Annotated in this window: 17 protein-coding genes; 7 read left to right on the forward strand and 10 right to left on the reverse strand. The window is 30.0% G+C overall.

Going from position 1 to position 14,679, the window contains the following annotated elements:
* Positions 1-86: 86 nt before the first annotated feature.
* The 3 genes from H8S20_RS15385 (at position 87) to H8S20_RS15395 (ending at position 1,489) form a co-directional block, all read left to right on the forward strand.
* A complete protein-coding gene (locus H8S20_RS15385; RefSeq protein WP_032120213.1) occupies positions 87-512 on the forward strand; it encodes an RbsD/FucU family protein in 426 nt (141 codons plus the stop codon).
* Between the two features lie 270 nt (positions 513-782).
* Positions 783-1,259: a DUF2975 domain-containing protein gene (locus H8S20_RS15390; RefSeq protein ID WP_032120214.1), complete on the forward strand. Its 477-nt coding sequence runs from the start codon at positions 783-785 to the stop codon at positions 1,257-1,259.
* A gap of 11 nt (positions 1,260-1,270) precedes the next feature.
* Positions 1,271-1,489, forward strand: coding sequence for a helix-turn-helix domain-containing protein (locus H8S20_RS15395; RefSeq protein WP_032120215.1), 219 nt, complete (start codon positions 1,271-1,273; stop codon positions 1,487-1,489).
* 367 nt (positions 1,490-1,856) lie between these two features.
* Here H8S20_RS15395 and H8S20_RS15400 read toward each other — a convergent pair whose 3' ends face one another.
* On the reverse strand, positions 1,857-3,452 hold the full coding sequence (locus tag H8S20_RS15400) for a peptide chain release factor 3 (RefSeq protein WP_032120216.1): 1,596 nt from the start codon (positions 3,450-3,452) through the stop codon (positions 1,857-1,859).
* 536 nt (positions 3,453-3,988) lie between these two features.
* Between H8S20_RS15400 and H8S20_RS15405 the strand changes: the two genes are divergently transcribed.
* Together H8S20_RS15405 and H8S20_RS20520 are read left to right on the forward strand one after the other, a co-directional pair.
* Complete coding sequence (locus tag H8S20_RS15405; protein WP_186860641.1) at positions 3,989-4,795, forward strand: Cof-type HAD-IIB family hydrolase; 807 nt, start codon at positions 3,989-3,991, stop codon at positions 4,793-4,795.
* An 89-nt stretch (positions 4,796-4,884) separates the two neighbouring features.
* The gene (locus tag H8S20_RS20520; protein WP_243177708.1) at positions 4,885-5,484 is read left to right on the forward strand and encodes a hypothetical protein; all 600 of its coding nucleotides are present in this window, start codon (positions 4,885-4,887) and stop codon (positions 5,482-5,484) included.
* A 134-nt stretch (positions 5,485-5,618) separates the two neighbouring features.
* On the opposite strand, the gene manA is transcribed toward H8S20_RS20520, so the two are convergent.
* The 3 genes from manA to H8S20_RS15425 form a co-directional block, all read right to left on the reverse strand.
* Complete coding sequence (manA, locus tag H8S20_RS15415; RefSeq protein WP_032120218.1) at positions 5,619-6,554, reverse strand: mannose-6-phosphate isomerase, class I; 936 nt, start codon at positions 6,552-6,554, stop codon at positions 5,619-5,621.
* Between the two features lie 254 nt (positions 6,555-6,808).
* Positions 6,809-7,633, reverse strand: a complete 825-nt coding sequence (locus tag H8S20_RS15420) for an HAD-IIB family hydrolase (protein WP_032120219.1) — start codon at positions 7,631-7,633, stop codon at positions 6,809-6,811.
* A gap of 90 nt (positions 7,634-7,723) precedes the next feature.
* A complete protein-coding gene (locus H8S20_RS15425) occupies positions 7,724-8,527 on the reverse strand; it encodes an HAD-IIB family hydrolase (RefSeq protein ID WP_032120220.1) in 804 nt (267 codons plus the stop codon).
* A 167-nt stretch (positions 8,528-8,694) separates the two neighbouring features.
* Here H8S20_RS15425 and H8S20_RS15430 point away from each other — a divergent pair, with 167 nt between their 5' ends.
* Complete coding sequence (locus H8S20_RS15430) at positions 8,695-8,952, forward strand: hypothetical protein (RefSeq protein ID WP_042282263.1); 258 nt, start codon at positions 8,695-8,697, stop codon at positions 8,950-8,952.
* Positions 8,953-9,040: 88 nt separating this feature from the next.
* Positions 9,041-9,205 (forward strand): hypothetical protein, encoded by a 165-nt coding sequence (locus H8S20_RS15435; RefSeq protein WP_156334262.1) that lies wholly within the window; start codon positions 9,041-9,043, stop codon positions 9,203-9,205.
* A gap of 260 nt (positions 9,206-9,465) precedes the next feature.
* Here H8S20_RS15435 and H8S20_RS15440 read toward each other — a convergent pair whose 3' ends face one another.
* The 6 genes from H8S20_RS15440 to H8S20_RS15465 are packed head-to-tail and all read right to left on the reverse strand — an operon-like array spanning position 9,466 to position 14,398.
* A complete protein-coding gene (locus H8S20_RS15440) occupies positions 9,466-11,229 on the reverse strand; it encodes an ABC transporter ATP-binding protein (protein WP_186860642.1) in 1,764 nt (587 codons plus the stop codon).
* A complete protein-coding gene (locus tag H8S20_RS15445) occupies positions 11,229-11,735 on the reverse strand; it encodes a S26 family signal peptidase (RefSeq protein ID WP_186860643.1) in 507 nt (168 codons plus the stop codon). The genes H8S20_RS15440 and H8S20_RS15445 overlap by 1 nt, the downstream gene beginning before the upstream one ends.
* 15 nt (positions 11,736-11,750) lie before the next feature.
* Entirely contained in the window at positions 11,751-12,014 is a 264-nt protein-coding gene (locus H8S20_RS15450; protein WP_032120223.1) for a PqqD family protein, read from the reverse strand.
* A gap of 46 nt (positions 12,015-12,060) precedes the next feature.
* Positions 12,061-12,963, reverse strand: a complete 903-nt coding sequence (locus H8S20_RS15455) for a hypothetical protein (RefSeq protein WP_186860644.1) — start codon at positions 12,961-12,963, stop codon at positions 12,061-12,063.
* A gap of 6 nt (positions 12,964-12,969) precedes the next feature.
* Positions 12,970-13,302, reverse strand: coding sequence for a hypothetical protein (locus H8S20_RS15460; protein WP_186860645.1), 333 nt, complete (start codon positions 13,300-13,302; stop codon positions 12,970-12,972).
* 19 nt (positions 13,303-13,321) lie between these two features.
* Complete coding sequence (locus H8S20_RS15465; protein WP_186860646.1) at positions 13,322-14,398, reverse strand: radical SAM protein; 1,077 nt, start codon at positions 14,396-14,398, stop codon at positions 13,322-13,324.
* Positions 14,399-14,679 lie beyond the last annotated feature (281 nt).

The following is a 14,679-nucleotide window of genomic DNA, read 5'->3' on the forward strand; positions in this document are numbered from 1 at the left end:
AATATATATTTTTCATAATATTGAAACTTTTCCATTAATTTAGTAAAATTAAAATAAATACCAAATAAATAAAGGAGAGAATAAATATGTTAAAAGGAATACCATCAATAATTTCACCAGAATTATTAAAAATCTTAATGGAAATGGGTCATGGAGATACTATTGTTATTGCGGACGGGAACTTCCCTTCCAACACATGTGGACAAAGAGTAGTTAGATTGGATGGACATAACGTCCCAGAAATTCTAGAAGCAATTTTAAAACTATTCCCACTAGACACTTATTCAGAAAAACCAGTTTCACTTATGAGCGTTGTGCCAGGAGACGATGTAGTTCCAACAGTTTGGGATACATACGAAACAATAATAAAAAATAACTTTGATAAATTTACTTCCTTTGGATTTATTGAAAGATTTGCTTTCTACGAAAAAGCCAAAGAAGCTTATGCAGTAATAGCAACCTCAGAAAAGGCACTCTATGCAAACGTTATACTAACAAAAGGAGTATGTTAGTCGACTTCGCCGAAGAGAAAGGTCTGCTAACGCAGAAGGGAAATGTTTGACTTAGTAAAATGGGAAAAGTCTGCTGTGCAGAAATGAAAGTCATACTTCGTATGAATTTAAATTTTACTTTCGCTAAAATGAAGAAGTCTACTGATATCGAAATAAAAATCACATTTCCTATAAATAAAACCAAATTTATTTTTTTACAACAAAAGTTTATTGATTATCAATAAACTTTTTGTTATTATATAAGTTGTAATTAAAAAATGAGGTGATTTTATGAAACAAGGAAGTACTCTCTTCTTAAAATTAGCTATTATCGTTATTGGTAGTCCTGTTCTAGTTTTATGTATTTTGGGATTATATTGGTTAATTTCTAATCCATCAAATCCACAATATGCATATATACTGTATCCAATTATAATAGGTATATATGTATCAGCAATACCGTTTTATATCGCATTATATAATGCTTTTAGACTTTTAACTTATATTGATAAGAGCAAAGCTTTCTCACAAAGTTCTGTTAAAGCGTTAAATAATATAAAATATTGTGCAATCACAATAAGTGCATTATATACGTTGCTTATGCCTTTCGTATACATCCTTGCTGATAAGGATGATGCACCTGGTGCAATAATAATTGGAATGTTACCTATTTTTGCATCAATGGTAATTTCAGTATTCGCTGCTGTTCTTCAAAGATTATTACAAGAAGCCATAAATATAAAATCTGAAAATGATTTTACGATATGAGGTGATAACTTATGGCAATTATAATTAATATTGATGTCATGTTGGCAAAAAGAAAAATGAGTGTAACAGAACTTTCTGAAAAAGTTGGAATAACCATGGCAAACCTTTCTATACTGAAAAATGGCAAAGCAAAAGCTGTAAGATTTTCAACACTAGAAGCGTTATGCAAAGCCTTGGATTGTCAGCCTGGGGATATCTTAGAATATAGAGATGATATAGATAGTAAATAATAAAATATATAAAAAATGGAGCAAATTAATTTGCTCCATTTCTATTTATGCTTTTTATCATTATCGTCGGACAATCTTTTCTCATCACCGTAGGTGACCTTTAATATCAGCGAAGCTAGTCCTTCACATGACTCAGGTACTTTTCCCCTTTCCGCAAGGAAGGTCTTTCCCTATTGTCGTAAGACAATCTTTTCCCCTCACCGTAGGTGACCTTTCACCTGTCGCAGGCACTTTTCACTTCAGCGAAGCTGAATATTCATACGTGGCTTTAGCCACATATTTCTCTTTGACGTAGTCAAAAATTTCTCTTCACGAAGTGAATATTTCTCTAAGCCGTTAGACTTACATTTTCTCCTCGCTTTAGCGACTAATCATCACTCTTTCCAACACCTGAAAGTATAAGTCCTTTATTGTGGTCTAGAGCCCAATTTATTCCCCAGTCATTTTGGAATATTAATATGTTTCTATCCTTAAAGTCTTTAACTCTCTTAGCATCAGAAGTTAAGTTTAATTTATCCATATCTATATCTTCATTTTCAATCCATCTAACATATCTGAATGGAAGTCTTTCCATCTTAATATCAACGTTGTATTCGCTCTTAAGTCTGTATTCAAGAACTTCAAATTGTAGTACCCCTACAACTCCAACTATTATTTCTTCCATACCAACGTGGTTTTCTCTGAATACTTGGATAGCCCCTTCTTGAGCTATTTGAGTAACACCTTTAACGAATTGTTTTCTCTTCATTGTATCTACAGGTCTAACTCTTGCAAAGTGTTCTGGTGCAAATGTTGGAATTCCATCAAACTTAAACTTCTTTGATGGTGCACATAATGTATCTCCAATTGAGAATATACCTGGATCGAATACCCCGATAATATCTCCTGCATATGCTTCTTCAACAATTTCTCTGTTTTCAGCCATAAATTGTTGTGGTTGAGCAAGCTTTAATTTCTTACCGCCTTGCATATGGAATACATCTTCACCTTTTGTAAATTTACCAGAACAAATTCTCATGAAAGCAATTCTATCTCTATGAGCCTTGTTCATATTTGCTTGAATCTTAAATACGAAAGCAGAGAATTTATCATCAAACGGATCAATTACTCCAATATTTGAGTTTCTAGCAAGTGGTGAAGTAGTCATTTCTAAGAAGTTCTCTAAGAATGGCTCAACACCAAAGTTTGTTAAAGCTGATCCAAAGAATACAGGAGTTAAAGCACCTTCTCTAACCTTTTCCATATCTAGATCATCTCCAGCTATATCAAGAAGCTCTATATCTTCCATTAGCTTATCATGAAGAGCTGAACCTAATATTTCTCTGAACTTTTCATCATCAACAGAACCTTCAATAGCTTCAACTTCTGTAGAACCGTGGTTACCACCGTTAAATGCTATGATTCTTTGATTTTGTCTATCATAAACACCTTTAAATTCTTTACCTGAACCTATTGGCCAGTTCATTGGGTATGTCTTAATTCCAAGTTCTGATTCAATATCCTCTAATAATTGAAATGGATCTTGAGCCTCTCTATCCATCTTATTGATGAAAGTGAATATTGGCATTTCTCTTAAAGAACAAACGTGAAATAACTTTCTTGTTTGATCCTCAACCCCTTTAGCAGCATCAACTACCATTACAGCAGAGTCAGCAGCCATAAGAGTTCTATAAGTATCCTCTGAGAAGTCTTGGTGTCCTGGAGTATCAAGTATGTTTATACAATGTCCAGAATAATTAAATTGCATAACAGAAGAAGTAACAGAGATACCTCTTTGCTTTTCTATTTCCATCCAGTCAGAAACAGCATGGCTTGATGCCTTTCTAGCCTTAACAGAACCAGCTAGTCTTATAGCTCCTCCGTATAATAGGAACTTTTCAGTTAATGTAGTTTTACCAGCATCAGGGTGAGAGATTATCGCAAAGGTTCTTCTCTTTTTTATCTCATTAATAAAATCAGCCAAAGTTTTATCCTCCTAAAATATATGTAAATTTCTTATAAAAATTTCTTAAGTGAGATTCTAAATTTTAATTTAGTCAATCGAACTTACACCTACGAATGTATATGAGTAGTGTGTTTCCTAATTAAACATTATTTATCATAACTGACAATCAAAATTTTATACTTTATAATTGTAATTTAAATCTTCTACTATAACAGAGAAGCTTTTTCATATTAAATAATTAAATATTACTATTTTAATTATGATATTTTTTATTATAACTTAATCATTATATACTGTTTTTATTAATATTACAAACCTAAAGAATTTTACAGTTATTCATAATAATCTTACTTTCTATAAATATATTTTCAAACTAAAATCAAATTCAAAATCTATAATTTTATAGAACTAACTTACCTTTATTAACATATGTGAATACTCAATTTCTTTCATAAAGTAATTTCATCTATTAACACCACTTTTTCATAAATTGATAATTATTAAAAGTATTATATTGTAAAATAAAAGTATTATTAAATTTATGGGGGTATATAATGTTTAAACTAATAGCTATAGATATGGATGGTACTTTGCTTAGAAGTGACCATACAGTTTCTCAATACACAAAGGATATTTTAAAAAAATTTTCTGATAATGGTGCTAGAATTGTAATCTCAACTGGTCGTCCTTTAAATGCAGTAATTCATTATATAAATGATATAGGTATTTTCTCAGATGATGACTTTGTAATTTGCAACAATGGTGCTTCTATATATTCCATAAAGGATTTTTCACCTATTTATTCAAATTATATGGATATTAATATATGTAAAGAAATATTTGATTTAGGTAAATCATTTAATGTTGCCATAGAAGCTTTTAGTCATGATTTTTCTATTGCTTCTGAAAAACATAATCATTTTGATAATGGCGATAACAATGACTTACCCTTAAAAGTTCACTATGTTAATACTTCTGATGACTTAGCTAATTTTGATAATTTATTTAAAATAATGTTTGTAGCTGATGAAGATAAGATAAATGAAATTATCCCTTTAGTTCCTTCACAATATATAGATAATTATAACGCAATTCATTCGTTGCCTAAAATATTTGAATTTTTAAACAAAGATTGTGGAAAAGGTTTTGCTATAGCTAATCTTTGCAACATACTTAATATAGACATAAATCATGTAGTTTCCTTTGGTGATGCCCCTAATGATGTAGATATGATAAAAATGTGTGGTACTGGAGTAGCCATGGGAAATGCTTACGATGAAATAAAAGAAATTGCTAACTTCATTACTAAAAATAATGATGAAGACGGTGTTGCCTATTTCCTTGAACAATACCTTTCCTAATTCTCCTATTATTTAATATACAAAGAGGATTTTACCATATTATGTAGAATTATATATTTGCATAAGTATAGTAAAGGAAGGTATGGATTATGAACTTAAACTCAAAAAAATTTCAAAACATATTAATTGTAGTCTTGGTAGTAGCATTAGTTTTAACATTTTCCATAGATGCAATACAAGCTAGTATGGATAGAAATGAGTCATCTTCTATTAAAGAAAGACCACCTATAAAGAACACTCTTAAGGATTATGTAGTAGAAAAGGAAGAAGAACCTCTTTATGAGATCGAGGTAGATAATGAAAATGAAACTGAAGAAGTTATTGATGAAGTAATTGACACTCCTGAAGACTATGTAACTCCAGATAATACATATGAAGAAGATTATGATAATAGCATAAATAATGGTTCTGGTAATGGAAGTACTAACAACGGTAACCAAGGTTCTGAAATACCTACTCCACCAGTTGTACCACCATCAGAAACTCCTGAAAAACCAGAGACCCCTGAAATTCCTGAAAAACCAGTAGTCCCAGAAACACCTGAAAAACCAGAGATTCCGGAAACTCCTGAAAACCCAGATGTACCAGAAACTCCAGAAGATCCAGTGATCCCAGAAGATCCAGCTCTTCCTGAGACTCCTGATGAAGCTCCTGTTTTAGGTGATCAAGTAATACCTCGTGTTGAATAACAGAAAATTATTAATCTATAAAATCAATAAATTTAACCATTAAGAAACAAACCACAAGTATTTAAGCAATAAATACTTGTGGTTTTCTATTTCAATATTTTATAAATTTATAATTACATAGTTTTACATATAGTTTAGTTTGGATAACTCTTTAATACTTCTATTTTACCTTTTACTGTGTATTTTCCTAAGTTTGCTGGAATTAAGAAGCTATCACCCTTCTTAATCTCTTCAGAGAAGTTTTCTCCCCCAATTACTCCAGCTCCTTCAACACAAGTTAAAATAAAGAATTTCTCTTTATTACTCTCATCTTTCCATTCAGTAGCTATATCAAATTTTTCAACTCCAAAGTATTCACTATCACAGAATTCAACCTTTTTAAATCCGTTAAACTCTTGTACTTCATTATTTGAAAGGTTTATTGCTTCTAAATCAAAATCTATTACATCTAATGATTTTTCTACATGAATTTCTCTTGGTCTTCCATAGTCATAAACTCTATAAGTTATGTCTGAATTTTGTTGAATTTCTGCAATTACTAGCCCCTCGCAGATAGCATGTACTAATCCACTATTAATTAAGAAGAAATCACCCTTTTTAACTTCTATTATATTAAGGTAGTCTTCGCTCTTTCCTTCTTCAATAGCTTTTGCAAAAGTAGCTTTATCACAGTTCTTTGTACCAACTATTAATTTTGCACCTGGCTTTGCATCAACAACATACCAGCTTTCAGTTTTTCCTAAAGAGTTTTCGTGAGCTTTTGCATACTCATCTCCTGGATGAACTTGAACTGAAAGCTTTTCTTTTGAGTTAATAAGCTTAACTAATAAAGGGAACTTTTCTGTACTTACCTTTGTCCCTACTAAATCATGTCCTAAATCATCTATTATTTCTAAGAAAGTCTTACCTTTTAGCTCTCCATTAGCAACTACTCCAGTTCCATTTTCATGACAACTTACATCCCATGTTTCACCGATTTCACCTTCTGGTAAGTTATCTCTAAAGTCCTCGAAGTCTCTTCCACCCCAAATTTTTTCAAAATATATATTTTCAAATCTAATTGGATACATCATAATTCTCCCCTTCTTATTTCAAAATTGTTTAACCATCCATATATAAATTACTGTAGCTCAGGATAGTTGTCTACCTAATTACTATTTTATTAATTTATATTATTTATATTTCGTAAGCTTCCTATATTTCTTATAATAATTAAATTAAGTTTCTACTATTACAAGGATTATAGGAATACTAGACATCAATATCTATAAGTAAACTTTATTAATCTATAGTAATAACATATTAATTATTATATCTATATATATTATTCTAGAATATATTTGTCTATACACTGAGCCACAGTTTCAACTACATGAGTAGTTTTTTTCTGTAAGCCTTCTTCTGCATAAGTAAAAGTAAATGAGTTTTTAGTAACTTGAAACATTGAATCGTCATTCCATGAATCACCTATGGTATAAACATCATCCATATGCAAATCTACAATTTCACTTACGCACTTAACTCCATGACCTTTAGAACATCCCTTTGGAACTATGTCCAAAAATATTGTATTTCTATAACACTCTACATAATCTCCATAATTATTGTTTATATAATCAGCTACTTTTTGAATTTCTTCTACTGGGTACTTATTAAAATTAGCAGCCATTAAAGTAAAAGTTTGATTTTTAACATCTTCTATCTCATCAAGATTTCTTACATATACTCTCTTATCCTTATGATTTAATCCATAAACTAAATTTTTAATCATCATTCTAATTTTAATTTTTAATCTTGTAAGCTTTGAAACTATAGCATAGGATTTAAATCCTGTTTGAATAGATACCATATCAGTATACTTTTTTATATAAGCTAATATTTCTTTAGTAACTTTATAATCAAGGTCACTTTTATGAATTATCTCCGCCTTATCATCAAGGATTAATGCCCCATTATTTAAAATAAAGTAATCTGGTCTAATATCCATATCTTTAATAACAGTCTCTATTTCGTTATAAGCTCTTCCTGTTGAAAGAGAAAAAATCCCCCCATTAGTTTTAAACCTTTTTAATGCCTCTTTATTTTCATCAGAAACTTTCCCCTTAAATAAAAGAGTACCATCTAGGTCACTTGCCAACATCTTCCTCATATTTTTATCCTCATCCCTTGTATTTTATTGTTTATTTTAAATATAGATTTGTTAGATATTCAGTTTAATATATTAAGGTTTTCTAACAAATTATAAAATATATTTATCAATGCACTCTGCAACAGTTTCAACTATGTAATTTGTCCTAGTCTTTAACGCCTCTTCCGCATATGTAAATGTAAAAGATTTATCAGTTATTTCAAACATAGAATCATCATTCCATGAATCACCTATAACGTAAACATCTTTAATATCAATATTTTCTTCTTTACTTATCCACTTAACTCCAGAGCCTTTTGAACATCCAACAGGTACAATATCTATAAATCTTGTATTTCTATATGCAATAACATAATTTCCATAATTATCATTTACATAATCACAAGCGTCTTGTACTACATTAACATCAACCCTTGGAAGGAATAACGATATTGCAGCAATCTTTTCTTTATCCTCTTCAAAAACTTGGTCTAACTTGTCTATTAATTCTAAGTTTTTAAAAGTAGAATCTATATCAGATATAAACGCAGCTTCAGCACCTTTGCTCTTTAAATCTATTGGATAAGTTCTAAAGCCAGTCTCTACAGAAATTAAAACCTCATCATTATCCATATCATTAAAAATACTTTTTACTACATTAAAAGGAATAAATTCTCTATGAACTATTTCTTCATTTCCTGTAATTATTAGTGCCCCATTATTTAAAATTAAATAATCAGGATTAACCCTCAATTCCTCTATAACCTTTTCAACACCATTGTAAGGTCTTCCAGTTGAAATAGCAAAAACTCCTCCTGCTTCCTTAAATCTTCTAATGGCATCTTTATTCTCTTCTGAAATCTTATTATCAAATATCAAAGTTTTATCAAGATCACTCGCCAATAATATTCTCATAAAATCACCTCGATTAACATTATAACATATTTATTTTCACCAATTGTCATGAATTAAATCTTATATCTTAGCAATACTAAGTTTATAGGAAAGTTAATATTAATTTAATTAATATTAATGAATCTTATGTAAATTTTATTTAAAAATTTCAGTTAGGAGGGATTTTTATGAGTTCTAAAATAACAAAAGAAAATGCTGAAATAGAAAAATCTTATGATAAAAACCGTGATTATCTTCCAAGGGCAAGAACTTGGTACAAACCTGAAGAACATGAATTAATTAGTAAAGCTCCTGATGGAAGTGAAACACCACTACCAAATCCATTAAAAGATCCTATAGTATGTAATAACATAGCTTGTAATGAGTTTGATTACACTGAAGGACCTTATTTAGATGATGAATTAGATTTAAATCCAAGACAATAATTCTTAGAGTGATAAATCACAAAGAACAATTGACATATTTCCAATTATAATTGCTAATCGTCAAGCTAAAAATAAGGAGGTGCCTTTATTGGCAAAATCAAATAATAAACAAAATAGAACTGATGGTACTATAACATCTGCCGGAATTAAATTTCCTACTTCTATGAGTAATGTAAATAATCCAACATCTGCTTATAGTTATACAGATGAAAAGAAAATAGAAGAACATGCTAAACAAAATAAAAGATTTTAAGTCATAAGAACAGATTTGTATAATTTATTTTATGCAAATAATAGACTTACTAAATTGATGACAGCTACCTTTGGTGAGATTATAGCTTATCTCTACTGAAGATATTTAAAAATATTTGATATAAGAAATAGACTTCTCTTGTCCAAAGCTCTCTAATTTAAAAGACAAGTTACATTTATTTGTATCTTGTCTTTTATTATATATCACTTATATCATTTTATAAGCACATCGAATATCTAGTCATAATTTATTATTTTACACTAAAAATCTACCACCATTTGTTCAACTTCTTCTGTCGTTACCTCTGTTACTTGTGTTTGTGATATTTTATATACCCTATCACACATATTAAGCACACTTGGTCTATGTGTAGTTACTATACAGGTCTTATTTGTATTCAAAGACATAATATTTCTTAATACTCTTCTTTCTGTTGCAACATCTAAAGCAGAAGTAGCTTCATCTAATAAAAGTATAGGTGAATTTCTAAGTAGAGCTCTTGCAATAGAAAGCCTTTGATTTTGACCTTCTGAGAATCCATTACCACGTTCACCTATCTTACTATTTATACCTTCAGGTAACTTTGATACAAAATCATAAGCACAAGCAGCTGTCAGCGCCTCAATTATTTCCCCATCACTAGCATCTTCTTTAACCATTCTCATATTCTCAGCGATAGTTCCTGAAAACATTGTTTTTTCTTGTGGAACATAAGCCATTAATCTTCTAGTACTAGCAGAAATATCGCATTCTAAATCATCATTAGATTTAATAATACTTCTTCCTTCATCTATATTTAATAGACCCAATAAAATTCTCATAGTCGTCGTTTTACCTTCTCCAGATGGTCCAACTAAAGCAACTATTTCTCCTGGATTCGCTATAATGTTAGCATTTTCCAATACAACTTTCTCTGAATCAGCATATTTAAAATTAAGGTTATCTATTTCAACAGCTAGTCCACTATCATCACAAGTGACAGCTATTCTATCAACTAAATCTTCATCCTTCATATTCTCCCTAGGAAGTTCAACAATTTCCATAATTCTACCTGCTGCAGTAGTTGCAGCTATAGCAGATGGTACAAGTCCAATTAATGCTGAAAATGCTCCTGATAACGAACCTGATAATTGTAAAAATAAAGTCATTGTCCCATAAGTTATATGACCTGTCCACAATCTATAAACTCCCCATCCAAAGCACGAGTAAGAAACAACCATTCCAACTACAGACATAAATGAAGAAGTATATATAGAAAACCTATTATAATCTAAATTAACATCAGTATATTTCTTTTGAACATCCCTTAATCTATTTGAAAATACATTTACTAAATTAAATGCCTTTATAGATTGTAAATTGCTAAATGTCTCTTGATTAAATGACATCATCTCACTGCTTATAATCCTAATATCCTTATTAAACTTTCTCATCCTCTTCATCAATACCTTTGATACTAATAAAGTTACTGGAGCACTAATAAGGGCTAATACTGCCATAGTTGGATCATAATATAAAATTACTGAAAGAATTGCTACAAACTGAACCGACTTTGTAATAAGACTTGGAATCCATCCAATAACACTTCCTGCAACTGTTGAAGTATCTCCACTTAACCTATTCAATAAATCACCACTTCTATAAGAAGACATAGATTCCCAATCAGTATTTATTATCTTATCGTAAATATCAGCCCTAATTTCATTTCCAACCTTAACATTAATCTTAGTTGATATTCTACTTAAAACTGCACTTATAGCTACATTTCCTAATCCCATAGATATTATTACAGAGATAATCAAACCAATTCTTCCAGAATCATATCCAGTAACAGCATCAATTAAATACTTTGAAGCTATGCTACCAGCAAGACTCATAAAAGTCCCTACTATACCTAAAACAATATAAAATATAACTACCATTTTATAATTTCTAATATAACTATAAATCCACTTAGCTTCATGATACATCTCTTTAATAGTTCCATCTTTTATTTTTTTTATTACCTTTTTAATAAACTCCATTATGACCTTACCCCCTTATCCTTAACAAAAACTGTCTTAATTTTCTTTTTGCAGAAATGCATAAAATGATACAGTTTCAATATATATTTTCTGATAGGAAGGAGGCTCATCCATATTTTTGATGCAATCCTAAACCATAGACTTTTACAATCTATCTCCTTATTTTTGCGATAAATCTTTTCAACTACACCAATTACTTGATCTGATCTTATGATTCCATCATAATGTAAATTTCCATCTCCCATAGTAAGGTATCCTTCATCAGTTACCTTATAAATTCTATGTAAAATATACTTACCACAATCTAATTTAAATAATATAATTTCGCCTCTTTTTAACCCTTCAAAATCCCTTTTACCCAAAAGCACCTGATCCCTCTGACTCCCCATAAAAGGAAGCATACTATATCCCGATATAGTGAAAATTGCCTGCTTATTACAAGCAAGCAATTCTTCTATAATGGGAAATAAGTCATGAGTAGATACCTTTTCAATATTATTACTCATACCTTCCACCATACTCTATACTAACATTTTATTTTCAGATAATATTTTTATAAATTCATTGACATCTTTATCCGCTAATTCTCTATCTATTTCATATTCCTTAATTAAATTATCTGTTAACTCTTCTGTTGTTATGTCTTCCTTAAGATTTTCCCATAAAAATTTTGCAGAATCATTTAAAGATATAACCCCATTAAAATTAGCAATCTCATTACCAATTGGCACCAATACATTAGAACCTGCTATTGTCCTTAATATATACCCATCTTTTCTCCTCATATCCGTTCCCCCCTCATATCTCTTCCAAATCACTTGACTATATAAACTATAACTTATCAATTTCAGCCTTTAATACTTTAACAGCATCTAAATCTGGACGACACTTTAGCTTATATACTGGTATACTTTCAACCATATCCTGTAACATATCTACTGCATTGTTCATTAACTTTTCTTCCCAAGTTGGAGCTGTAACATTAGGTAGCATATGTATAAAACCATCTAGTATTTCTAACTTTTCAATACTATTCTCATCATCACGTTCTAATACTACAATAGCTGAGATAGGTACTTTTCTATTGATATACTCCCCTGAAGTACCACACCAAGGCATACCATAGCCAGTCCACTTTCCACTATCATCATCTTTTCCACAAAGTGCTCTATCACCATTAATAATTAAAGCATTCTCACTATCTCTCCACATCCTAGCATGAGTAGTCTTACCAGTACCTGAAGGTGCCGATATTATAATACCTTTTCCCTCATGCTCCATCAGTACTCCATGGAGGACAATTCCTCCATAATTAAGTACCGAATAAGAAAAGATTTGATGCAAATATTCAAAAGCATATTTACCATTTGTTTTAGTTGCATCGTAGATTAAATCCCATTTATCCCATTTGTTGTTTATCTTATAAACTAGTATATTCTCTTTATTGCTACTCTTTCTAAGAGTCCAAGTTAAATTTTTATGTTTATCCTCATAAATGATGTGTTGTTGAAACCCATTATGCTCTGCATAAACTTTATTTTCAGGAATATAAATGAAATCATAATTAATATTAGAATCTTCTATATCATGGATAAAGTTAATATAATCTCCCTCATTTATTTCATACCTAAATCCATCTATCTTCCAAGGAAAATCCATAAAATTAAACTTTTCATAAGAATACTTATATTTTAAAATCCACTTTCCTATCTTTAATTTATCTGAAGTATTCATCTCATATTAACTCCATGAAGGATCTGGATCTGGTAATATAACTGAACCTTCACCTTTAAATGGATTTCCTGAGTCACCACCACTTTCGATTACTGCATTATAAAACTCATTATATGCCTTAGTTTGTTCATCTTCAGGAACATTATAGTATTTAACACTTATTTTCCCTGTACCAAATTCACAACTTGATCCTGTTATATAAAATCCAATATATCCTTTCCCTTTATAATCATAAAATAATTCTTTTGAAGAGCTATGATATCCCCAACAAGTGTTTGCTATGTTTTCTCTTATATTAATTTTTTTAAATTCAATCTCAGGACTTATATATTTATTCATATAGACTCCTCCTTCATACCTATAAAAATTTTAATAATTCTTTCACATCATCACATGCATATTTTGGACAGCCACCTAAATCTCCTGTTTCTGCATACCTAGTAGCATAACAACATAAACATAAATTTGAATTTTTGCAACTTACACATTTATCATTTAACTTTATTACCTCTGTTCTTTCGGGATATTCTTCCCAAGATTTCCTAAATGTATTTATAAATGGTTGAGTAAAGAATTTTCCCAACATTTGACACCCAATCAATTTTCCATCCCATGATATTGCGTAAGATTTCATACCAGCATCACATCCAAATAATGATATAATTTCTTTTGATGAATGCTGAGAGTCACCTTCAGTAATTTCTAACTTTGCTTTTTTTATATCAAATCTATCTTTTCCTACAAGATTTTCAAGCTTATTGAATCCACGTCTTAAAAATATTCTCACATTATCTTCTGGTAATAATCTACAAGAGTCTACATCTGCACATGCACCTCTTACAGCTTTATTAACCATTCTTGTTTGAGTAAGTGTTTTATCTTCTCCAAATTCTCTATGAACTAAATCCTCTATTGCATCAACTTCATCATAATTATCTTTAATTATAGTTGTCCTAAATTCAAGAATTGACGGTAATGTACTTAAAAGTTTCATTCCTTCTATTGCTCTATTAAAAGCCTTTCCGTTTCCACATACCTCTTCATATGTTTCTTCTGATGCTCCATATATAGTTACTCCAATCCTGTGTGGCGGATATCTTCTTAGTGTTTCCATAATCTTTGGCGTAACCAAAGTTGCATTTGTATATAATGTAAGCATAAATCCTTGTTTATATATGCCTTCGTATATTTCACAGAAGTCTTTTCTTAACATCGGCTCCCCACCTGTTATTAAAAGATTGAATGTTCCTGCTTCTGCAACTTGTCTTGCCATATCAATCCACTCTTCTGCAGTACGTTCATTCTTAATTATTTCTTCATTTTCAGAATCATCATGTCTGAATAAGCACATTTTGCATTTTAAATTACATCTAACAGTTAATTCAAAAGTTCCATCCATCGGTATTCTCTCTGGCATTTCTTTGAGTATTTGCATTGCTTACCTCCGTTTTTCTCTATAAGTTTCTAATTTAATATTTTATCTAAGTAATCTAATATTTTTTATAAACTTATCCTTTAAAATATATATTCTTATTTATATTTATATAAATATATATTTTAAAACCGGCACCTTATTTACATATTATACCATAACTTCTAGTTAATCCTTAAACTTTCTATAAATCAAATTAATACAACTTTTTTAATAAACTCTTATTTTTCTGTCTATTTTTTATTTCGAGAAATATTTTTTTAATGTTTTTTATTAAATAATTT

Source organism: Clostridium hominis (genome assembly GCF_014287825.1).
Lineage (GTDB): Bacteria > Bacillota > Clostridia > Clostridiales > Clostridiaceae > Clostridium > Clostridium hominis.